Source organism: Aminobacter niigataensis, assembly GCF_946995915.1.
GTDB lineage: Bacteria > Pseudomonadota > Alphaproteobacteria > Rhizobiales > Rhizobiaceae > Aminobacter > Aminobacter niigataensis.
In genome coordinates this window covers 4,301,574-4,322,327 of the sequence record NZ_OX341517.1, presented here as the reverse complement: position 1 = coordinate 4,322,327, position 20,754 = coordinate 4,301,574, and the positions used below count along the sequence as shown (strand labels likewise).

Genomic DNA, 20,754 nt, shown 5'->3' with positions numbered 1-20,754 from the left:
CAATCGCACTCACATCGCAACCGTGAAGGAAAGCCGATCATGAACAGCAAGTCTCTCGCCAGGTCCGCCGCGCTGGCCGCCTTCGCCCTGGCGCCCAGCCTCGCCAACGCCCATACCGGCCTCGGCCATGTCGAGGGCTTTACCCATGGCTTTGTCCATCCGCTGGGCGGGCTCGACCACGTCCTTGCCATGGTCATGGTCGGCCTGTTTGCGTCGCAACTGGCCGGCCGGGCCCGCTGGCTGGTGCCGGCGAGTTTCGTATCGGTGATGGTGCTGGGCGGCGCACTTGGCCTGGCCGGCATTGCCGTGCCTTTCGTCGAGCTCGGCATCGGCCTGTCCATCGTCGTTCTCGGCGGCGTTGTCGCCTTCAACCTGCGCGCCGGAGTGGCGGCCGCCATGGCGCTGGTCGGCTTCTTTGCGGTCTTCCACGGCTATGCCCACGGCGCCGAGATGCCGGAGAGCGTCAGCGGCCTGGCCTATGGCCTGGGCTTTGTGCTGGCGACCGCGATGCTGCATGCGGCGGGCCTTGGCTTCGGCTTGCTGCTCGATGGCAGGAGCGGGGCGAGGGGGGCGCTTTTTGTTCGTTCGCTCGGCGCAGTGGCAGCCGTCGCCGGTGTCGGCGTGGTGACCGGTCTCGTCTGAGACCGATGAAGCCATCTGCTGCTCCGCGAGCGCAGCAGCATGCATATGCCCAACAGCATGAGGTGCCTGGATGAGTACTTCAGCCCCTTTACATCAGACCCGCTCCGTGGGGTTCCTTCGGGGCGGGGCTGTCGCCGGCAGGAAAGTCGTGTCGGTTCCGCTGCAGCAGGACCCGCACGCCGTTCGCGCGCCTGGGGAGAACGGGCTGCAGGCGGCGATCGGCCGGGAGGTGCGGGCCTGTCGCAAACGCCATGGCATGACGGCCAGCGAGCTTGCGGGCGCCGCAAACATCTCGGTCGGCATGATGTCGAAGATCGAGAACGGCGTCATCTCGGCGTCGCTGACCACATTGCAGGCGCTGTCCCAGGCGCTCGGCGTGCCGATGACCGCGCTGCTCAGGAGCTTCGAGGAAGAGCGCAGCGCGGTGTTCGTCAAGGCGGGCGCAGGCGTCGGGGTCGAGCGGCGCGGCACCCGGGCGGGCCATCAATACAACCTCCTCGGCTATATCGGATCCGGTTCCAGCACGGTGTCGGTCGAGCCCTACCTCATCACCCTGGCCAGCGACACCGACACCTTCCCGCTGTTCCAGCACCCGGGGATGGAGTTTCTCTACCTGCTCGAAGGCGAGATCACCTACCGGCACGGCACGAACCTCTACCATATGACCCCCGGCGACAGCCTGTTCTTCGAAGCCGACACCCCGCACGGCCCGGAGCGACTGGCCCGGCTGCCGATCCGCTTCCTGTCGATCATCGCCTACCCGCAGGGCGGAGAGGATTGACGAGGGATGCCTGGCGCCAAGGTGGCGGCCATCCGTTCAGCGGCATTGCCAGCGAGGACTCTTAGGTCCTGGGACAGTGCGCGCATCTGGATGTCTCCTATCCTGATCACCGCGCCGGAATGCGGAATTGGCAAGAAAAATTCTGAAACTAGGTAACAAAATCATATAGTTATTTAAATAGCTCAAGGGCGCGAAGAGCCAGAATTAGGCCGCATTCTGATGGCCGAGATCGTGTTGGATGGCCATCGGAACGCTGTCCGTGGCCGAGCCAGGCGATAGGCATCATCCGGGCCGAGAGGGCTCCCCGGAATTCTTGCCTATCTTAGATTGTCTTCGCCAGAAATCCATGAATGGTCTCAATGGCTTGCGAATGCAGTGGCTGGGGCGCCAGGATTCGAACCTGGGAATGTCGGTACCAAAAACCGATGCCTTACCGCTTGGCGACGCCCCAACAGGCCGCGGGCCGACAAGTATCTAGCCGCAGGCGAGTCAATCGACCGCCGCCTTATATTCAGTGCGCGGCAAAAGCACAATCGCGCCTTTGCCGCTTTTCCTCCGCCAAAGTGCCGACTATTCGCCCCACACGGCAAGCTCGTTGCCTGCGGGATCGACGAAGTGGAAGCGCCGGCCGCCGGGGAACGAGAAGATCGGCTTGACGACGGTGCCGCCGGCGTCCTCGACCGCGGCGAGCGTTTGTTCCAGCGCCTCGGAATAGAGGATCGGCAGCGGCTTGGCCGATACTTCGGCCTGGAAGCCGCCGTCGAGGCCTTCGGCAAAGGCTGAATAGCCCGGGCCGTAGTCGGTGAAGGTCCAGCCGAAGGCTGCGCTGTAGAAGGATTTGACATGGTCGAGCGTGCCGCCGACCGCTGCCATTTCGATGTAGTCGAGTTTGCCCGTCTTTCGCATTGTCGTCTCCAGGAATTGTTCTCGATATGTTCTATATGAGGTAGATGGCTGCCGCAAGCTTCCCCGTCGGTCGCTCCATTAATCGATTGTAGGACATCAGGTGGCGGAACTGCGCCTTGCCTTTCGCAGCGCAGCATCATATCGCTGCCGCGAGAAGCGGGCGGCGGCCACCGCCCTGTTCCACACTCAGTCGGCGAGGAGAAGGCATGACCAAGTGGGTTTACAGGTTTGGCGACGGTGCGGCGGAGGGGCGTTCGAGCGATCGCGACCTGCTCGGCGGCAAGGGGGCGAATCTCGCCGAGATGTGCAGTCTCGGCCTGCCGGTTCCGCCCGGCTTCACCATCACCACCGCCGCCTGCAACTGGTTTTATGCCAATGGCCGCAGCTATCCCGAGACGCTTGAGGCAGATGTCCGCACGGCTCTCGACCATGTCGGTGCGATCACCGGCCGCCGCTTCGGCGATCCCGAAAGGCTGCTGCTCGTCTCGGTGCGCTCGGGCGCCCGCGCCTCGATGCCGGGCATGATGGACACCGTGCTGAACCTTGGCCTCAACGACGTCACCGTCGAGGCGCTGGCCGCCGATGCCGGCGACGCGCGCTTTGCCTATGACAGCTACCGCCGCTTCATCACCATGTATTCCGACGTCGTCCTCGGCCTCGAACACGAGGTCTTCGAGGAACTGCTCGAAGAAGAAAAGGCGCGTCTCGGCTACGAACTCGACACCGAGTTCACGGCGGTGCAGTGGCAGAATGTCATAAAGCTCTACAAGGCCAAGGTCGAGGAAGAGCTCGGCCGCTCCTTCCCGCAGGACCCGCACGAGCAGCTGTGGGGAGCCATCGGCGCGGTGTTCCAGAGCTGGATGAACCACCGCGCCATCACCTATCGCCGCCTGCACGACATTCCCGAGAACTGGGGCACGGCGGTCAACGTCCAGGCCATGGTGTTCGGCAACATGGGCGACACCTCGGCGACAGGCGTTGCCTTCACGCGCAACCCGTCGACCGGCGAGAAGATGCTCTATGGCGAGTTCCTGGTGAACGCGCAGGGCGAGGACGTGGTGGCCGGCATCCGCACGCCGCAGAACATCACCGAAGCAGCACGCATCGCCGCCGGTTCCGATAAGCCGTCGCTGCAGAAGCTGATGCCGGAAGCGTTCAACACTTTCGTGGCGATCTCCAATCGCCTCGAACAGCACTACCGCGACATGCAGGACCTCGAGTTCACCATCGAGCGCGGCAAGCTGTGGATGCTGCAGACCCGTTCGGGCAAGCGCACCGCCAAGGCAGCGCTGAAGATCGCCGCCGAGATGGCCGGCGAGGGTCTGATCACGAAAGAAGAGGCGATCGGCCGGATCGATCCATCGTCGCTGGACCAGTTGCTGCATCCGACGATCGACCCCAAGGCGCAGCGCGAGGTCGTCGCCGTCGGCTTGCCGGCGTCGCCAGGGGCCGCCACCGGCGAGATCGTGTTCTCGTCCGACGAGGCCGAGGAACTGAAGTCGGCCGGGCGCAAGGTCATCCTCGTGCGCATCGAGACCAGCCCCGAGGACATCCATGGCATGCATGCCTCCGAAGGTATCCTGACGACGCGCGGCGGCATGACCAGCCACGCGGCTGTGGTTGCCCGCGGCATGGGCAAGCCTTGCGTCTCCGGCGCCGGTTCGCTGCGCGTCGACTATCGCGCCGGCACGCTGATGGCGATGGGCCACACCTTCCGCAAGGGCGACATCATCACCATCGACGGCTCCAGCGGCCAGGTGCTGAAGGGCTCGGTGCCGATGCTGCAACCGGAGCTTTCCGGCGACTTTGCCGCGATCATGGAGTGGGCCGATGCGGCGCGGCGCATGAAGGTGCGCACCAATGCCGAAACGCCGGCGGATGCGCGCATGGCGCGCTCCTTCGGCGCCGAGGGCATCGGCCTGTGCCGCACCGAGCACATGTTCTTCGACGGCGACCGCATCGTCGCCATGCGCGAGATGATCCTCGCCGACAGCGAGAAGGACAGGCGCACGGCCCTTGCCAAACTGTTGCCGATGCAGCGCTCGGACTTCATCGAGCTGTTCGAGATCATGGCCGGACTGCCGGTGACGATTCGCCTGCTCGATCCGCCGTTGCACGAATTCCTGCCCAAGACCGAGGAAGAAATCGCCGAAGTCGCTGAAGCGATGAACGTCTCGGCCGACAAGCTGCGCCAGCGCACCGAGGCGCTGCACGAGTTCAACCCGATGCTCGGCCATCGCGGCTGCCGTCTCGCCGTCTCCTATCCCGAGATCGCCGAGATGCAGGCCCGCGCCATCTTCGAGGCGGCGGTCGAGGCCGGCAAGAAGACCGGCAGCCCTGTGGTGCCGGAGATCATGGTGCCGCTGGTCGGCCTGATGAAGGAACTCGACTACGTCAAGGCGCGAATCGACCAGGTTGCCAAGAGCGTCATGCAGGAATCGGGCGTCAACATCGACTACCTCGTCGGCACGATGATCGAGCTGCCGCGAGCGGCGATCCGCGCTCATGTGATTGCCGAGGCGGCCGAGTTCTTTTCCTTCGGCACCAACGACCTGACGCAGACCACCTTCGGCATTTCGCGCGACGATGCGGCCTCGTTCCTCGAGACCTACCGCCAGAAGGGCATCATCGAGCAGGATCCTTTCGTCTCGCTGGACATCGAGGGCGTCGGCGAACTGGTCAAGATCGCAGCCGAGAAGGGCAGGGCGACAAGGCCCGAGATCAAGCTCGGCATCTGCGGCGAGCATGGCGGCGATCCCGCCTCGATCCGCTTCTGCGAAAGCGTCGGGCTGGACTATGTCTCGTGCTCGCCGTTCCGCGTGCCGATCGCACGATTGGCGGCCGCGCAGGCAGCGGTGAAGGCGCAAAGGTAGCAGTCGCTGCTATCAACTGGTTGATTCTTCTTGGTTATACCCAATCCGCGTATTGGGCATAACCAACTGCATCAGGTGATTTCGCCAAGCAGGCGGTTGATTTCGGGCCGTTGCTTGAGCGATGCCGTGATGGCCTCGCGCCACTTCATTCCGCTATTCAGGGCGATCTCGTAAGCGATTGCCAGTTCCTGCGGGCGATCTTCGACCAGGACGCGTACCAGCGTTTCGGCTTGAGCCAGGTCTTTTGCAACTTTGGCCAAGCCCGGTCCCGTTCGCCGTTGGGCGACGATCAGTTTGTGCACGGCATAGCGCTCGGGTTTCGGGACCTGAACCAGAACTCCACTTCGATAAAGCGCCACAGCCGGTATCGGCTCCGCGATCAGGAAGTTCAGGAATGGGAGCGTCTGAGCGTAGACGTTCAATGGTTCGAGCCGGACGATCTCACTTTTGCTCTGCATGCGGGGCGCAAGGAAATCGACCATCGCTCCGCCGCCTTTCAAGCGCCACCGCGTAGACCTTCCTTTCGGGTCAGGTCCGGGCGCGGGTTCAAGCGACAGGGATTTGAACGTTTCGGCCAGAGATGGATCAACCGGATCGTCGATTGCCAGTTTGAGATTTTCGAACGCTGCGATGTCGACATCCTGGGTGACGGCTAGCGTACCGGAAAAGGCAAATCCCAGTTCAGCGCCGTAGAGCCGGAACGCATGTGTTCCAACCAGCGTTCCACCCAGCCGAAACACGCCAACTCTCGCCATGGCGTTCAGGATGCTTCCGGTCTGGCGATCAACCGTAGCAAGCCCGGCAGCGCGCAGTTGCGCCACTAGAAGCGCGCAATGCCGTTCAAAGCGCTTGTCGTCTTCGATATCTTCCCGCATTCGAGCGATGCGCTGGCGGAGGTCTTCGCTGTCCGGGCCAATGTAGCGATCGATCGGCTTGTCACCAATTCTTTGCCGTGCGTACCAGTATTTGCCTTGCGGAAGCTCCTTGAGGAACGGAGACCCGGCGATGGTCTTCACGTCGCGCATTCGGTGCGCTTCAAGGAGATCTTGGTAAGCCGTATGAACAGAAAGCGGTAAGCGCATGAGGATACCCTACGGCGATACTTCACATAGGGTATATTAAATACCCCACATCAGCAACTCGCGTAGGGTATCAGGGGTCGGAAAGCCGCCCGGCGACGCCACGCGGACATAGGCGTGCGCTGAGCCGGTCTCTTCAGGCTGCGGCGCGGAACGCCTCGACCACGCCGACATAGGCTTCGGCGAGCTTTGCCAGCGGGCTGGTGCTGCGCGATGCCGATTCGACTTTCAGCTTGCCGCCGCTGACAGGTAGCGAAAGCAGCAGGAACTGGCGGCGCGCGCCGTCGCCGATCGAGGCGGCCGCGACATGCTTGTCTTCGCCGTCGTCGTCGATGCGCATCTTGAACAGCAGGATGCCGCCAACAGCTTCGAGCGCGTCGTCCACGAGTTGCGTGAATTCCTCTTCCGTCACCCCGGTGGCGGCGATTTCCAGGCCTTTGGCAGGTGTTTGTTCTATCGTCGCGTCGTCCGCGTTGCCGGGCGAGAGCTCTTCCGGCGACAGCACGACAGTTTCCGGTTCGTCGGTGAAAACCTCCGCCATCGGCTCCTCCACCTCGGTCGCTGTCGTCTCCGGCGATTGCTCGGCTTCGAATACCTCGGCGAATATCGCGGGTTCGATCATGCCGGGCGTTTCTTCCGCCGACAGTTCGAGAGGTTCCGTCGCTTCCATGACCGGTTCGCTGGCTTCCGCCCGGGAATCAGCTTCGACCTCTGCGTCTTCGACGGGGGCAACCGTCCCGTCGCCGGCCAATTGCACACTGACATCCGCATCGGCCTGCTCAGGCGCAACAGTCTGTTCAGATTGCGTGTCGGTCTGCGGCAGGACTTCGTCCTCCGCGCGCGGCTGCGTATCCATGTGATCCCTCACATTACTCTACCCACCACACCAGCCGGTAATAAAGGTTAACCGGGACCGTGGCCGCAATGTGGCCGCCGACATTTTGCCGGCTCGGCTTGGCGGTGGTCAGGCTGGACAATCGCGCCATTGCGACCAGAATGGTTGCATATGATCTGGGAGGATCCGCATGCTTGGACTGATGCAGGAATGGCCGCTGCTGTGCCACAAGATCATTGACCATGCCGCACGGCAGCATCCGCACCGGGAGATCGTGTCGCGGTCGATCGAGGGGCCCATCGTCCGTACCAACTATGCCGAGTTGCGCACGCGGTCCCTGAAGGTTGCCCAGCGGCTGGAGCGCGACGGCTACCGCCTTGGCGACCGCATCGCGACGCTGGCCTGGAACTCCGCGCGGCACATGGAGGCGTGGTACGGCATCATGGGCATGGGCGCGGTCTACCACACGCTCAACCCACGCCTTTTTCCCGAACAACTCGTCTGGATCATGAACCATGCGCAGGACCAGGCGCTGTTCGTCGACCTGACCTTCGTGCCGCTGGTCGAAAAGATCGCGCCACAGGTGCCTTCGCTCAAGCGCGTCATCGTCCTGACCGACGCCGCCCACCTGCCGCAGACGACGCTGCCCAATGTCACCGCCTATGAGGAGTGGCTGGCCGAGGCCGATGGCGACTACGTCTGGAAGGCGCTCGACGAGCATGCCGCAGCCGGCATGTGCTACACCTCTGGCACGACGGGCGATCCCAAGGGCGTCGTCTACAGCCACCGCTCCAACGTGCTCCACGCCATGATCGCGGTGATGCCGGATGCGATGGGCATTTCGGTGCGCGACGTGGTCATGCCTGTCGTGCCGATGTTCCATGCCAACGCCTGGGGCCTTGCCCAGAGCACGCCGATGGTCGGCGCGAAATTCGTCATGCCCGGCGGCAAGATGGACGGCGCTTCGATCTACGAAATGCTCGACACCGAACGCGTCACCTTCACCGCGGCCGTGCCGACGGTGTGGCTGATGCTGCTGCAGCATCTCGAAGAGACCGGCAAGAAACTGCCGCATCTCAACAAGGTGGTGATCGGCGGCTCGGCCTGCCCTCGCACGGTCACCGAAAAATTCGAGCGCAACTACGGCGTCGAGGTCATCCACGCCTGGGGCATGACCGAGATGTCGCCGCTCGGCACCTTGTGCACGATCAAGCCGGAATATGACGACCTCGAAGGCAACGACAGGCTGAACCTTCAGCAGAAGCAGGGCTACACGCCTTTCGGCGTCGAGATGAAGATCACCGACGACGACAACAATGAGTTGCCTTGGGACGGCAGGACGTTCGGCAGGCTCAAGGTGCGTGGACCGGCGGTCTCCGGCTCGTATTTCGGCGGCGCCAGCGCCGAGCAGTTCGATGCCGACGACTGGTTCGACACCGGCGACGTCGCCCATATCGACATCAACGGCTACATGCAGATCACCGATCGCTCCAAGGATGTGATCAAGTCGGGCGGCGAGTGGATTTCCTCGATCGAGCTGGAAAATCTCGCCGTCGGGCATCCAGACGTCCAGGAGGCGGCGGTGATCGGTGTCAAGCATTCGCGCTGGGACGAGCGGCCGCTGATGGTTGTCGTGCGCAAGCCGGGCAGGGAGCCTGACAAGGCCGACATATTGGCTTTCCTCAACGGCAAGGTCGCCAAATGGTGGATGCCGGACGATGTCGCCTTCGTCGAGGAGATCCCGCACACGGCAACCGGCAAGATCCAGAAGATGGCGCTGCGCGAGAGGTTCAAGGACTATCGGCTGCCATCCGATACCGCAGGGTAAGCAGGTTCATGTGCGGGACGGCGGCAAGCGTCGCCTTTCCGCTTCAACCGCCGCAGGAAACCCTCTAGTTTGCAGCAGCAACTTTCGCCGTGGGGACGGCGGCGCTGCGACACTGCAGGTGGGTACGGGGTTCCATGGTCGAGTTCCAGTCGAGATATCATGAGCAGCGTACCACGCGCTCGGCCGGGCTTTCGCGCGGCATGGCGTCCTTCGCCGCGGTGCTGCTGATCACCGCCGTGCTTGGCCATCGCCGCGGCCTGGTCGAAACCACGGCGTTCTTCTGGGTGCTTGGCATCGTTGCCCTGCTCGCCGCCTTCGCGTTGCTGCTGTCAGGTTTTGCCTTTTCGCGGCTGTGGAAATTTGGCGATCGCGGCGGCCACGACCTGACCGCCGGTGCCTTGCTGGGGCTCGCCGTTCTCACGCCTTTTGGCTTCGTCGCCTATCAGATCGCCACCTTGCCGATGCTGCGCGACATCTCGACAGATGCCGAGGTTCCGCCGGCGTTGACGGCGGCGGTGTCGTTGCGAACGCCGTTGATGAACAGTCTGGAATTGCCCTCGGCAGGCGAGCGCGCCTTGCAGGCCCAGGCCTATCCGCTGGTCGCCGGACGCCGTTACGACCTGTCGCTCGACCGGGTTCTGGAGAGCGTGACGGCGGTTCTGGGACGACAGGGCTGGGAGGTCGTCGTGCCGCCGCCGGCTGCCGAGCAGGCCAGCGGCGAGGTCGACATCGAAGCAGTGGCGCGGACTTTCATTCTGGCCCTGCCATCGGACGTGGCGATTCGGCTGGTCGATGACGGCGATTCGACCTTCGTCGACATGCGCTCCGCCTCGCGCTACGGTCGCCACGACCTCGGCGACAATGCCGCGCGGATCACGGCATTCCTGACCGAGCTCGACCAGGAGATTGCCGCCCAGGCTGGCACGGCAACAACCGCAAAGCCCGAACAATAATCCTATCTTGCCGGCGAATAGACGCTGTCGATCGCCGGCGCTTCGTTGCTGACGGCCTCGCCGCGCCCGACCAGATCTTCGAGATGGGCGAGAACCGAGAGCCCGGCGGCGCCGTAGAGCCGGGGATCGGTGTCGCGATAGATCGCGCGCACGATATCGGGGATCAAGCGGTCCCCGGCGCCAAGCCGTTCGAGGATGGCCTGCTCGCGCATCCTGCGGTGCGCCTGCAGCCCAAGCACGAATGACGGTGGCGACACCACCGGACCGCCATGGCCGGGCAGGTAGATGCGGTCTTCACGCGCGATCAGCTTGTCGAGCGAGGCCATGTAGTCCGACATCGCGCCATCGGGCGGGGCGACGATCGAGGTCGACCAGGCCATGACATGGTCGGCCGAAAACAGGACGCCGGTGCCTTCGAGTGCAAAGGCGGCGTGATTTGCGGCATGGCCGGGCGTCAGCACCGTGCGCATGCGCCAGCCATCGCCATCGACAAGCTGGCCGTCTGCCACGACGAGGTCGGGAACGAAGTCGGTATCGCTGCTGGCATCGAGCGGAGCGACCTCGCCGATCCGCAGCGGCCGTGCCGACCGGTGCGGCCCTTCGGCTACCGTGACCGCGCCGGTCAGGGCCTTGAGGCGCGCGGCGAGCGGCGAGTGGTCGCGATGTGTGTGGCTGACGAATATATGGCTGACAGGCCGCCCGGCGATGGCGCGGATCAGCGCCTCCAGATGGGCGTCGTCGGCTGGGCCGGGATCGAGGACTGCCAAGGTGTCATGGCCGATGATGTAGCTGTTGGTGCCGTGGAAGGTGAAGGCGCCAGGATTGTTGGCGGTTATCCGTGCGACGCCCTCGGCGACCGGGACCGGCTGGCCGTAGGCGGGATCGAAGCGTGTGTCGAGGTCGAGGGACATGGCCGGCCGATATCTGTGAGTTCGAGGAGCCAGTGGCAAATTCGTTTGCCGCTTAGCACGGAAGACAATATAGGGAAAACCACGACTGACGTGTCTAGGCACGCGCATTACAAGGGGATTTACATGTCCGTATCCAGCAGTTCCACCGCGCTTATCTCTGCGGCATTGCCCGAAAAGGGCGCGACGCGCCTGGCGACTCAGCTTCTTCTGGCCGTAGCCGGTTCGCTGCTGCTGATCGCCTCGGCCAAGACCAAGGTCGTGCTCGGACCCGTCGACATGTCGCTGCAGACGCTCGCCGTCCTCGGCATAGCCGCAGCCTATGGCCTGCGTCTCGGCCTTGCAACGATCCTGCTCTACATGGCGCAGGGCGCCATGGGCTATCCGGTGTTCCAGAGCACGCCCGAGAAGGGCCTCGGCATTGCCTACATGCTCGGCTCGACCGGCGGCTATCTCGCCGGTTTCGTCGCCATGGTGGCGATCGTCGGCTGGGCAGTGGACCGCGGCTGGGGCCGCAGCATCGTCAAGATGCTCGGTGCCATGCTCGTCGCCGAGGTCGTGATGATGGCGATGGGCTTCTCCTGGCTGTCGCTGCTCATCGGTGCCGAGAAGTCGTGGCAGTTCGGCGTCGTGCCGTTCATCGTGCCGGACCTGATCAAGGTGGCGCTCGCCGCCGCCGCCGTTCCGGCGATCTGGGCGCTGCTTCCCAAGAAGGGTTGATCGGCCGACAACCGCATGCTGGTTTTAGCAACGCCCCGGCTCTAGAAAGGCCAGGGCGTTTTGCATTTGAAGAGCATTGGGATCATGACTGTTCTCGTCACCGGCACCGCCGGGTTCATCGGCTTCCACGTCGCCAGGCGGCTTCTGGCGGAGGGGTATGACGTTGTCGGCTTCGACAGCGTCACCGACTATTACGACACTTCGCTCAAGCGTTCTCGGCTGGAAATCCTGGCGGAGAACAACGATTTCCGCTTCATACGGGCCGACCTCGCCGACGCGGCGGCGGTGAAATCGGCGTTCGAATGCCGCCCGGAGGTCGTCATCAACCTCGCCGCGCAGGCCGGGGTGCGCTATTCGCTCGACAATCCTCAGGCCTATGTCGATGCCAATGTCACCGGCTTTCTGAACGTCCTCGAGAATTGCCGCGCAACGCAGCCGAAGCACCTGATCTACGCCTCGTCGAGCTCGGTCTATGGCGGCAACAAGAAGCAGCCCTATTCGCCGCGCGATGGCGTCGATCACCCCGTTAGCCTTTACGCGGCGACGAAGAAGGCCAACGAATTGATGGCGCACACCTACAGCCATCTGTTTGGCGTGCCGGCCACCGCCTTGCGCTTCTTCACCGTCTACGGGCCGTGGGGGCGGCCCGACATGGCCTACTACAAGTTCACCCGCGCCATCTTCGCCGGCGAGACCATCGACATCTACAACAATGGCGATATGTACCGCGACTTCACCTATGTCGACGACATCGTCGAGGGCATCCTGCGCCTCATCGATCTGCCGCCGAAGGCCGATCCCGACTATGACATCGCCGCTGGCGGCGCGTCGGGCAGCTGGGCGCCGCACCGGGTCATGAACATCGGCAACCGCCGCAAGGAACATCTGATGGAGATGATCCGTATTCTCGAGCGTGCGACAGGCCGCGAGGCGGTGAAGAACTTCATGCCGCTGCAGCCGGGCGACGTGCTCAGCACCTGGGCCGATGTCAGCGACCTCGAGGCATTGATCGGCGAGCTTCCGCACACGCCGATCGAGGAGGGCCTGCTGCGCTTTGTCGATTGGTACGGCCGGTACTACCGCGTCCAATAACCAGCGCATTCAGGCATACTGGCCTCCGGTCGCAGCAACGCCGGCCACACTTCCGGGAAGATAGGTCGCACCGCCCCCTGCGGTGTTGATGACCCCGTTGAGTGTCGTGCCGTAGCGCGTGCCGGTCGCGGCACCGCTGAATGTCATGCCGGCGCAGGCGATCTCGCCATGCTGGCAGGAGGCAAAGGCGGTGGCGAAGGCCGGCGTTCCTGCAAGCGTGACCGTCCGGCCCTCGGTGTTGACGATCCCGCCGGTCTGCGCCGACCAATGCATTGGCGATGCGCCGGAGATGGCGTAACTGCCGGTGGCGGTCGCCGCGCCGTTGTTCTGGCATAGGATATGCGCTTGGGCGCAGGCGCCGAAACGAACGTTCTGGAACCGCAGCGTGCCGCCGTCGGCGTCGAGGCCGAAGCCGCTGGCCGTCGTCCTGACCTCCATGTCCTTGATCAGGCAACCCGTGCCGGCAGGCGCGCTGATGGCATTGGCATTGCTGGTCGAGACGATCACATTGGCCGGCGTTCCACCGTTGCCGGCGATGACGAGCGCCGATGGGCCGGCCTGGCCGGTCATCGCCGGGACGATGATGGCGTCGCTATAGGTGCCGTCGGCGACCTGGATGGTGACCGTGAAGCCTGCCATGTCGAGGCTTGCTGCGGCGTTGAGCGCCTTCTGGATCGTCAGGAACGCGCCGCCGCTGGTGTTGGCAAGCCCGTTATTACCGTCCGAACCGTCGGTGCGGACGAAATAGCTCCGGTTGGCGGTGCGGACATGGCGCTTCGCCACCGCCTGGTTCTGGTCGGTCAGGGCCAGCCCTGCCGGTAAAAGCACGCGCCCGTCTGAACGGTTGACCTTTATTGCCTCGGTCCATGCGCCGCCATCGGGAGAAACCTTGAGATGCCAGTCGTCGTCGCCGGCGAGGCCGAACTCGGCGCGGCCGGAATAGCCGGTCTGGAACAGCAGCGAGGCGTTGTCGCCGGCGGTTGCCTTGTTGATCTTGACCTGCTGGCCGGCGCCGAGATTGTCGAACAGCACCGCCTGGCTCTTCACCGACAGCCGGTTGCTGGTGTCGGCCGTCGTGTTGACGCCGACCATGGCTGCCGGATTGACGCCGAGCGCGACGGTGTCGACCCAGCCGGTGCCGTCATGGGCAAGGATGCGCTGCTCGTCGGCGACCCAGGCAAGCCAGCCCTTGACCGGGACGTGGAAGGCCCAGGCGCCGTCCTGCCAGGCGGCGATCTGGCCGATCTTGCCGGCCCAGCCGCCGGATGCAGCAGCGGCGACGATGTAGCGATCGCCCTCTGCAGGCAAGGCAGGGGGCGCCGCCAGGTTCCGGTCGAGCACCGAGAGTTGCACGACGACGTCGAGCGCCTGCAGCGCCTCGTTGTGGGTGACGTGCTTCTGTGCCTGCGACGGCATGATGAAGGGCATTTTCAGGTTGGTCGTTTGTTCCAAGGCGGGCTCCTGTCGTTGGCTCTCGCGCAATGATAGGGCGACCCCGGAAGGGGGTGGAAAAACGGCCGTGTCTATCCACGTCCCGAGCCCTGTTTTGGCATGCGGTGGAATTGCATTCCCGAAGATGTGACGCGTGGGGCAAAACTGACTTGGCAGGCCGCGAAATTTGGTCTTGCGCTGCTTGAGGCGCCTCCTGCTTGCAGGGACAATGCGCGCAACAGGTCGTTTCGGCTCCAGAGCCGCGGCCAAGGAACGTTTTCCGAAGGCTTTTCAATGCTTGCCAGACTGACTCACCTGGACCGTCTCGAGGCGGAGGCGATCCACATCTTCCGTGAGGTCGCAGCCACTTTTTCCAAGCCGGTGATGCTCTATTCCGTTGGGAAGGATTCCTCGGTCCTGCTGCATCTGGCGATGAAAGCTTTCTATCCGGCCAAGCCGCCGTTTCCCTTCCTCCATGTCGACACCACATGGAAGTTCCGCGAGATGATCGAGTTCCGCGACACCATGGCGCGCGAACTCGGCTTCGACCTGCTGGTGCACGTCAACCCGGACGGGGTCCGCGACAACATCAACCCGTTCGACCATGGCTCGAACACGCATACCCATGTGATGAAGACGGTCGGCCTGCGCCAGGCGCTCGACAAATACGGCTTCGATGCGGCTTTCGGCGGTGCCCGCCGCGACGAGGAAAAGTCGCGCGCCAAGGAACGCATCTTCTCGTTCCGCAACGCCCAGCATGCCTGGGACCCGAAGAACCAGCGCCCGGAGATGTGGAAGATCTTCAACACCCGCGTGGCCGCTGGTGAATCGATCCGCGTCTTCCCGCTGTCCAATTGGACCGAGCTCGATATCTGGCAGTACATCCTGCAGGAAAACATCCCGATCGTGCCGCTCTATTTCGCCAAGCATCGTCCGGTGGTCGAGCGCGACGGCATGCTGATCCTGCGCGACGACGATCGCATGAAGCTCAATCCGGGCGAGGTGGTGGAGAACCGGCTGGTGCGCTTCCGCACGCTGGGCTGCTACCCGCTCACCGGAGCGATCGAATCCGATGCCGACAGCCTCGAAGGCATCGTCAGCGAAATGCTGACCGCTCGCACCTCCGAGCGGCAGGGACGCCTCATCGACCGCGACGAAGCCGGCTCGATGGAAAAGAAGAAGCGCGAAGGGTATTTCTGAGCATGCGCCACGCATTGGCAAACAAGGTCGAGGCTGCAGAAAGCGTCCGCGAATATCTCGCCGGCCAGGAGCAGAAGTCGCTCCTGCGCTTCCTGACCTGCGGTTCGGTCGATGACGGCAAGTCGACGCTGATCGGCCGCCTGTTGTCCGACACCAAGCAGATCTTCGAGGATCAGCTTGCAGCACTGGAGCGCGATTCCCGCAAGCATGGCACCACGGGCGAGGATGTCGACTTCGCGCTGCTGGTCGACGGGCTGGAAGCCGAGCGCGAGCAGGGCATCACCATCGACGTCGCCTACCGCTTCTTCGCCACGCCGAAGCGCAAGTTCATCGTCGCCGACACGCCCGGCCATGAGCAATACACGCGCAACATGGCGACCGGCGCCTCGACGGCTGACCTTGCCATCGTGCTGGTCGACGCGCGCCAGGGCGTGCTGCGCCAGACGCGGCGCCACTCGATCATCGCCTCGCTGCTCGGCATCAGGAACATCGTCGTCGCGGTCAACAAGATCGACCTCGTCGGCTTCGACCAGAAGGTGTTCGACCGCATCACGGCCGAATATGCCGCTTTCGCCGAGAGCCTGGGCTTCAAGTCTGTCGTGCCGATCCCGATGTCGGCGCGCTTTGGCGACAACGTCACCCGGCGCTCGGAAAAGATGGGCTGGTATTCGGGCCCGACCCTGATCGAACACCTTGAATCCGTGGTCGTCGAGGAAGAGGCGGCCGAACGCCCGTTCCGCTTCCCGGTGCAATATGTGAACCGGCCCAATCTCGATTTCCGCGGCTTCGCCGGCACAATCGCTTCAGGCTCGATCTCGCAGGGCGACGAGATCGTCGTCGCCAAGTCGGGAAAGCCGTCGACGGTCAAGCGCATCGTCGCCCAGGGCGGTGACTTGCGCACGGCGGTTGCCGGCCAGGCGATCACCATCGTGCTCGAAGACGAGGTCGAGGTTTCCCGCGGCAATCTGCTGGTGGCACCTGCGGCACGGCCGCATGTCGCCGACCAGTTCGCCGCCAATGTCGTATGGTTCGACGAGCAGGCGCTGCTGCCCGGGCGTTCCTACATCCTGCGCACCGAGACCGACCAGGCCAGCGCCACCGTCACCGACCTCAAATACCGCATCAACGTCAACGATTTTGCCCATGAGGCGGCGAAGTCGCTGGAGATGAACGAGGTCGGCGTCTGCAACATTTCGGCGCAGTCGCCGGTCGCATTCGACAGCTTCGCCGACAACCGCACCACCGGCGCCTTCATCCTGATCGACCGGATCAGCAACGCCACCGTCGGCGCCGGCATGATCCTGCATCCGCTGCGCCGGTCGGAAAACATCCACTGGCAGTCGCTCGACGTGACCCGTCACGCCCGTGCCGACCTCAAGAACCAGCGTCCCTCGGTGCTGTGGTTCACCGGCCTGTCTGGCTCGGGCAAGTCGACGGTCGCCAACCTGCTGGAAAAGAAGCTGCACGCCACCGGGCGCCACACCTATGTGCTGGATGGCGACAATGTCCGCCACGGGCTCAACCGCGATCTCGGCTTCACTGACGAGGACCGCGTCGAGAATATCCGCCGCGTCGCCGAAGTCGCCAGGCTGATGGCCGATGCCGGCCTGATCGTCATCGTCTCGTTCATTTCGCCCTTCCGTGCCGAGCGCCGCATGGCGCGCGAACTGATGGGGCAAGGCGAGTTCGTCGAGGTGTTTGTCGACACGCCGTTCGAGGAATGCGCCAAGCGCGACCCGAAGGGTCTCTATGCGCGTGCCCTGGCTGGTGCGATCAAGAATTTCACCGGTGTCGATTCGCCCTATGAAACGCCGGAGAATCCTGAGATTCATCTCCAGACCCTCGGCAAGACCCCTGAAGAAATGGTCGAGGCGGTCGAGGCCTGGCTGAATGAGCGAGACATTGCAGAACACCAATACGACGACGGCGGCGGCATCTGACGAGGCCATCCTCGAAGTGATCGAACGCCTGGCTCTGGATGCCGGGCGGGCGGTCATGGAAGTCTTCCATTCCGACATCTCGGTGACGGACAAGGCCGACGCCTCGCCCGTCACCCAGGCCGATCGCGCGGCGGAACGCGTGATCCTCGAGGGCCTGCGCACGGCGTTTCCCGATGTGCCGTGCGTTGCCGAGGAAGAGATGGCCGAGGGTATCGTGCCGCCCGAGCTCGGCCAGGTCTTCTTCCTGGTCGATCCGCTCGACGGCACCAAGGAATTCGTCAGGCGCCATACCGACTTCACCGTCAACATCGCCCTGATCAGGGGCGGTGCGCCGGAAATCGGCGTGGTCTACGCGCCATGCACGGGACGCTTCTTCTCAGGCCGGCCGGGCAGGGCGGAAGCCTTCGAGGCCCGTGACGGCAAGGCCGTCTCGGAGCGCCGTCGCGTTCATGTGCGCGAGGGCCGCCAGCCGCTGACCATCGTCGCCAGCCGCTCGCACCGGACGCCCGAAACCGATGCCTTCATCAAGAAGGTCGCGGCTGCGGAGATCGTGTCTGTCGGTTCGTCGTTGAAGTTCTGCCTGGTGGCTGCCGGCGAGGCCGACATCTACCCGCGCTTCGGCCGGACGATGGAATGGGATACCGCCGCAGGCGATGCCGTCCTGCGCGCGGCCGGCGGGATCACCCACACCCTCGACGGCGCGCCGCTCGTCTACGGCAAGCGCAACCAGGCCGACGACGAGGATTTCGCCAACCCGCACTTCGTCTCGACAGGCCGGATCGTCGACCCGGCCTTCATGTTCTGATCGGGAAGTAGCGTCTTACTCGGCTGCGATCTTGGCCGAGTTGGAGCCGACATAATTGCGGATCGTGGTGATGATCCGGTCCTGGTCGGCTTCGCTGAGATAGGGATGCATCGGCAGGCACAGGATGGTGCCCGGGACTGCCTCGGAGACCGGCAGGCCGCCAGGTACACGCGGGTAGTGGCTGTAGGCCACCTGCACATGCAGCGGCTTCACATAGTAGATGACCGAAGGGATGCCCTGCGCCTGCAGGTGTGCCTTCAGCCCGTCACGGTCGGCGGTCTCGATGGCATATTGCGCCCAGGCGGAGCGGCCAGCGGCCGGCGCGCGCGAGGCCTTCACCACGTCGCCTAGGCCGTCGGCGTAGCGCTTGGCGACGGCGGCGCGGGCCTGCATCTCGTCTTCGAGGATCGCCAGCTTCTCGATCAGGATCGCTGCCTGCAGCGTGTCGAGGCGCGAGTTCAGGCCGACATGGATGTTGTCGTATTGGGTCTCGCCCTTGCCGTGGAAGGCGAAGGAGCGCAGCCGCTCGGCGAACTCGTCGTCGTTGGTGAACATCGCACCGCCGTCGCCGTAGCAGCCGAGCGGCTTGGCCGGATAGAAGCTGGTGGCGGCGACATGACCGTAGGCGCCGCACATCTTGCCGTCCTGCGAGCCGCCGATCGACTGGGCGGCGTCCTCGATGACGAGGAGATTTTCGCGCTTGGCGATGGCGTCGATCGCCGCATAGTCGGCGGCGATGCCGAACAGGTCGACCGGGATGATCGCCTTGGGCTTGAGGCGGCCTTCCGCCTTGACCATGGCGATCGCCGCTTCGAGGCTCTCGATCGAGATGTTGTAGGTGTCGGGTTCGATGTCGACGAAGACCGGCTCGGCCTTGGCAAGAGCCACAACCTCGGCTGTCGCGGCGAAGGTGAAGCTCGGCACGAACACCGCATCGCCCGGGCCGATGCCGGAGGCCAGCAGCGGCAACAGAAGCGCGTCGGTGCCATTGGCGCAGGCGACGACGTGCTTGACGCCGACATATTTCGCCAGCTGGTTCTCGAATTCGGTGACCTCAGGCCCGAGAATGTAGCGGCCGTCGTCGACAACCTTGTCGATAGCCGCCTTCAGACGGTCGCGGATTCGTTCGCGCTGCGCGCCGAGATCGATGAACTGCATGATGGCCCCAAAACCCAATCGTTTTCTTCGGGCCGCTGATAGCAGAGTTGATGAGTCCGAAAAAGCCGAGCCCCCTGCGGCATCCATGGCGCGGCTGCGGTTCTTGTTACTTTCGCTTGCAGCGATTTCGCGCTCAAATTGGCGGAAAACATGGGATTTCCCGCGCCGCCCGCTGAGCCGGCTTGGCGATGCGAAACATAAAGTGATCGGCGAAATCGCCGGAAAACGCCTGATTCAGGCCAGTTCGCGCCGCCATGGCGGGTTTGCACCGGCTCTCGACACGGTCACCGCCGCTGCCCGCGCACCGAGCGAAAGTGCTGCTTCGATGGCTGATTCCGAAAGCTCGGCGATAGCGCTCTTGGTCAGGGCATTCTGTTCGTGCAGGGCGGCAAGCACGCCGGCGTTGAAGGTGTCTCCGGCACCGACCGTGTCGACCACTGTTACCTTTTCGGGTGTCACCGAGACGGTGTGCCGGGCGCTGTAGGCGGTGGCACCCTTGCTGCCCTTGGTGACGATAACAAGCTTGGGTCCCTTGCGCAGCCAGTCGGCCGCGATCTCTTCATGGCTGCCTGTCTCGCCGAACCAGGCCAGGTCTTCATCGGAAAGCTTGACGATGTCGGCCATGCCGAGCATCCGCTGCATCCGTTCGAGGTGCGCCTGCTTGTCCTGGATGAAGCCAGGCCGGATGTTCGGGTCGAGCATCGTCACCCGGTTCCCGTGCTCGCGCTTCATCAGCGCTTCGTAGGCCGAACCGCAGGGTTCCGGGATCAGGCTGATCGCCCCGAACAGCAGGGCGTCGATGTCGTCGGCCAGTGCGGGCAGGTCGGCCTCGGTCAGCATCCGCCCGGCGGTGTTCTCGTCGTAGAAGGTATAGGTGGCATGGCCGTTGTCGAGCCGGACGAAGGCCAGCGTCGTCGGGCGGCCCGACAGATTGGCATAGCGCGAGCCGACGTCGCTTGCGGCAAGCACGTCGCGGATCTGCTGGCCGAACAGGTCGGACGACAGGCCGGAGAAGAATTCGGTGGGCACGCCGAGGCGGCCGAGCGCTATCGCCGAGTTGAAGATCGCACCGCCGGCATAGGGCGCGAAGGATGGTTCGCCGGCCGTGCTCTGCCGCGGCAGCATGTCGATGAGCGCTTCGCCGCAGCACAGGATCATGGCTTGCCGGTTCCTTTTGGGTAGATGACACCCTTGCGGATGATGACGTTGGCGTAGAGTCTTGGTTCGCTGGTGGCAATGATGGTGTGGGCCGCCTTGACGCGGCTGTAGAAGGCGTCGCCGGCGAGCGCAACGACCGTAAAGCCGGGCGCGCGATGGGCGCAGACCGCTTCGATTTCTTCGTGCACCGGGTCTGACCGGGCAGGGTCGCCCTTGACCGAGGACCGGAAGATCGCCTGCGGCAGGAAATCGTCGACGGGCAGCACCTGGAGTACGGCGTCGAGCACCGGGATCAGGTCGAGGCCGTCGGCGCGGATGACGCGGCGGCCATGCTCGAGCGCGGGGTAATTGCCGTCGACGATGGCGATCTCGTCGCCGTGGCCCATGGCGCGCAGCGTAAACAGCAGATCCGGGCCGAGCAGGGGAGGAATGCCGATGAGCACGA

General features: G+C 64.1%; 18 protein-coding genes and 1 tRNA gene. 10 read left to right on the top strand and 9 right to left on the bottom strand.

The genetic code is table 11. The annotated features are described in order from the left end of the window. Positions 1 to 39 precede the first annotated feature (39 nt). Entirely contained in the window at positions 40 to 642 is a 603-nt protein-coding gene (locus O1Y97_RS21065) for a HupE/UreJ family protein (protein WP_263007815.1), read from the top strand. Between the two features lie 148 nt (positions 643 to 790). Next, complete coding sequence (locus O1Y97_RS21060; protein ID WP_318762264.1) at positions 791 to 1,423, top strand: helix-turn-helix domain-containing protein; 633 nt, start codon at positions 791 to 793, stop codon at positions 1,421 to 1,423. A 376-nt stretch (positions 1,424 to 1,799) separates the two neighbouring features. Here O1Y97_RS21060 and O1Y97_RS21055 read toward each other — a convergent pair. After that, a tRNA-Gln gene (locus tag O1Y97_RS21055) sits at positions 1,800 to 1,874 on the bottom strand. Between the two features lie 119 nt (positions 1,875 to 1,993). Then, positions 1,994 to 2,329 (bottom strand): VOC family protein, encoded by a 336-nt coding sequence (locus O1Y97_RS21050; protein ID WP_263007814.1) that lies wholly within the window; start codon positions 2,327 to 2,329, stop codon positions 1,994 to 1,996. A gap of 206 nt (positions 2,330 to 2,535) precedes the next feature. Here O1Y97_RS21050 and ppdK point away from each other — a divergent pair, with 206 nt between their 5' ends. Next, positions 2,536 to 5,202: a pyruvate, phosphate dikinase gene (gene ppdK, locus O1Y97_RS21045; RefSeq protein ID WP_263007813.1), complete on the top strand. Its 2,667-nt coding sequence runs from the start codon at positions 2,536 to 2,538 to the stop codon at positions 5,200 to 5,202. A gap of 71 nt (positions 5,203 to 5,273) precedes the next feature. Here ppdK and O1Y97_RS21040 read toward each other — a convergent pair whose 3' ends face one another. Beyond that, the gene (locus O1Y97_RS21040; protein WP_263007812.1) at positions 5,274 to 6,227 is read right to left on the bottom strand and encodes a nucleotidyltransferase family protein; all 954 of its coding nucleotides are present in this window, start codon (positions 6,225 to 6,227) and stop codon (positions 5,274 to 5,276) included. A 190-nt stretch (positions 6,228 to 6,417) separates the two neighbouring features. After that, the gene (locus O1Y97_RS21035; RefSeq protein ID WP_263007811.1) at positions 6,418 to 7,137 is read right to left on the bottom strand and encodes a hypothetical protein; all 720 of its coding nucleotides are present in this window, start codon (positions 7,135 to 7,137) and stop codon (positions 6,418 to 6,420) included. Positions 7,138 to 7,306: 169 nt separating this feature from the next. Between O1Y97_RS21035 and O1Y97_RS21030 the strand changes: the two genes are divergently transcribed. Together O1Y97_RS21030 and O1Y97_RS21025 are read left to right on the top strand one after the other, a co-directional pair. Beyond that, positions 7,307 to 8,944 (top strand): fatty-acid--CoA ligase, encoded by a 1,638-nt coding sequence (locus O1Y97_RS21030; RefSeq protein ID WP_267322045.1) that lies wholly within the window; start codon positions 7,307 to 7,309, stop codon positions 8,942 to 8,944. Between the two features lie 134 nt (positions 8,945 to 9,078). Then, complete coding sequence (locus O1Y97_RS21025; RefSeq protein ID WP_263007809.1) at positions 9,079 to 9,897, top strand: DUF1499 domain-containing protein; 819 nt, start codon at positions 9,079 to 9,081, stop codon at positions 9,895 to 9,897. A gap of 2 nt (positions 9,898 to 9,899) precedes the next feature. On the opposite strand, the gene O1Y97_RS21020 is transcribed toward O1Y97_RS21025, so the two are convergent. Continuing rightward, entirely contained in the window at positions 9,900 to 10,808 is a 909-nt protein-coding gene (locus O1Y97_RS21020) for an MBL fold metallo-hydrolase (protein ID WP_263007808.1), read from the bottom strand. A 123-nt stretch (positions 10,809 to 10,931) separates the two neighbouring features. On the opposite strand from O1Y97_RS21020, the gene O1Y97_RS21015 reads away from it, so the two are divergent. Beyond that, positions 10,932 to 11,525, top strand: coding sequence for a biotin transporter BioY (locus tag O1Y97_RS21015; RefSeq protein WP_318762263.1), 594 nt, complete (start codon positions 10,932 to 10,934; stop codon positions 11,523 to 11,525). 84 nt (positions 11,526 to 11,609) lie between these two features. Then, positions 11,610 to 12,617: an NAD-dependent epimerase gene (locus tag O1Y97_RS21010; protein WP_318762262.1), complete on the top strand. Its 1,008-nt coding sequence runs from the start codon at positions 11,610 to 11,612 to the stop codon at positions 12,615 to 12,617. A gap of 9 nt (positions 12,618 to 12,626) precedes the next feature. Here O1Y97_RS21010 and O1Y97_RS21005 read toward each other — a convergent pair whose 3' ends face one another. Next, positions 12,627 to 14,069 carry a DUF2793 domain-containing protein gene (locus O1Y97_RS21005; protein ID WP_318762260.1) on the bottom strand — a complete coding sequence of 481 codons (1,443 nt, stop codon included), beginning with the start codon at positions 14,067 to 14,069 and terminating at the stop codon, positions 12,627 to 12,629. Between the two features lie 273 nt (positions 14,070 to 14,342). Between O1Y97_RS21005 and cysD the strand changes: the two genes are divergently transcribed. Genes cysD through cysQ form a run of 3 tightly spaced genes read left to right on the top strand, consistent with a single transcriptional unit; the run spans position 14,343 to position 17,993 of the window. Continuing rightward, complete coding sequence (gene cysD, locus O1Y97_RS21000) at positions 14,343 to 15,248, top strand: sulfate adenylyltransferase subunit CysD (RefSeq protein ID WP_318762259.1); 906 nt, start codon at positions 14,343 to 14,345, stop codon at positions 15,246 to 15,248. A 2-nt stretch (positions 15,249 to 15,250) separates the two neighbouring features. Beyond that, positions 15,251 to 17,188, top strand: coding sequence for a sulfate adenylyltransferase subunit CysN (gene cysN, locus O1Y97_RS20995; protein WP_318762258.1), 1,938 nt, complete (start codon positions 15,251 to 15,253; stop codon positions 17,186 to 17,188). Next, a complete protein-coding gene (cysQ, locus tag O1Y97_RS20990; protein WP_318762257.1) occupies positions 17,139 to 17,993 on the top strand; it encodes a 3'(2'),5'-bisphosphate nucleotidase CysQ in 855 nt (284 codons plus the stop codon). The genes cysN and cysQ overlap by 50 nt, the downstream gene beginning before the upstream one ends. Before the next feature lie 15 nt (positions 17,994 to 18,008). Here cysQ and O1Y97_RS20985 read toward each other — a convergent pair whose 3' ends face one another. The 3 genes from O1Y97_RS20985 to O1Y97_RS20975 form a co-directional block, all read right to left on the bottom strand. Further along, positions 18,009 to 19,151 (bottom strand): DegT/DnrJ/EryC1/StrS family aminotransferase, encoded by a 1,143-nt coding sequence (locus O1Y97_RS20985; RefSeq protein WP_318762256.1) that lies wholly within the window; start codon positions 19,149 to 19,151, stop codon positions 18,009 to 18,011. Positions 19,152 to 19,385: 234 nt separating this feature from the next. After that, a complete protein-coding gene (locus O1Y97_RS20980) occupies positions 19,386 to 20,309 on the bottom strand; it encodes a carbohydrate kinase family protein (protein ID WP_318762255.1) in 924 nt (307 codons plus the stop codon). Next, on the bottom strand, positions 20,306 to 20,752 hold the full coding sequence (locus O1Y97_RS20975; RefSeq protein WP_318762254.1) for an RbsD/FucU family protein: 447 nt from the start codon (positions 20,750 to 20,752) through the stop codon (positions 20,306 to 20,308). Before O1Y97_RS20975 ends, O1Y97_RS20980 begins: the two co-directional genes overlap by 4 nt. Between the last annotated feature and the right edge of the window lie 2 nt (positions 20,753 to 20,754).

Excerpts from the sequence above, each read along its gene's own strand:
- O1Y97_RS21065 (WP_263007815.1), top strand. The coding sequence starts at position 40 with ATGAACAGCAAGTCTCTCGCCAGGTCCGCCGCGCTGGCCGCCTTCGCC.
- O1Y97_RS21050 (WP_263007814.1), bottom strand. The coding sequence starts at position 2,329 with ATGCGAAAGACGGGCAAACTCGACTACATCGAAATGGCAGCGGTCGGC.
- ppdK (WP_263007813.1), top strand. The coding sequence starts at position 2,536 with ATGACCAAGTGGGTTTACAGGTTTGGCGACGGTGCGGCGGAGGGGCGT.
- O1Y97_RS21040 (WP_263007812.1), bottom strand. The coding sequence starts at position 6,227 with ATGCGCGACGTGAAGACCATCGCCGGGTCTCCGTTCCTCAAGGAGCTT.
- O1Y97_RS21035 (WP_263007811.1), bottom strand. The coding sequence starts at position 7,137 with ATGGATACGCAGCCGCGCGCGGAGGACGAAGTCCTGCCGCAGACCGAC.
- O1Y97_RS21030 (WP_267322045.1), top strand. The coding sequence starts at position 7,307 with ATGCTTGGACTGATGCAGGAATGGCCGCTGCTGTGCCACAAGATCATT.
- O1Y97_RS21025 (WP_263007809.1), top strand. The coding sequence starts at position 9,079 with ATGGTCGAGTTCCAGTCGAGATATCATGAGCAGCGTACCACGCGCTCG.
- O1Y97_RS21020 (WP_263007808.1), bottom strand. The coding sequence starts at position 10,808 with ATGTCCCTCGACCTCGACACACGCTTCGATCCCGCCTACGGCCAGCCG.
- O1Y97_RS21015 (WP_318762263.1), top strand. The coding sequence starts at position 10,932 with ATGTCCGTATCCAGCAGTTCCACCGCGCTTATCTCTGCGGCATTGCCC.
- O1Y97_RS21010 (WP_318762262.1), top strand. The coding sequence starts at position 11,610 with ATGACTGTTCTCGTCACCGGCACCGCCGGGTTCATCGGCTTCCACGTC.
- cysD (WP_318762259.1), top strand. The coding sequence starts at position 14,343 with ATGCTTGCCAGACTGACTCACCTGGACCGTCTCGAGGCGGAGGCGATC.
- cysN (WP_318762258.1), top strand. The coding sequence starts at position 15,251 with ATGCGCCACGCATTGGCAAACAAGGTCGAGGCTGCAGAAAGCGTCCGC.
- cysQ (WP_318762257.1), top strand. The coding sequence starts at position 17,139 with ATGAGCGAGACATTGCAGAACACCAATACGACGACGGCGGCGGCATCT.
- O1Y97_RS20985 (WP_318762256.1), bottom strand. The coding sequence starts at position 19,151 with ATGCAGTTCATCGATCTCGGCGCGCAGCGCGAACGAATCCGCGACCGT.
- O1Y97_RS20980 (WP_318762255.1), bottom strand. The coding sequence starts at position 20,309 with ATGATCCTGTGCTGCGGCGAAGCGCTCATCGACATGCTGCCGCGGCAG.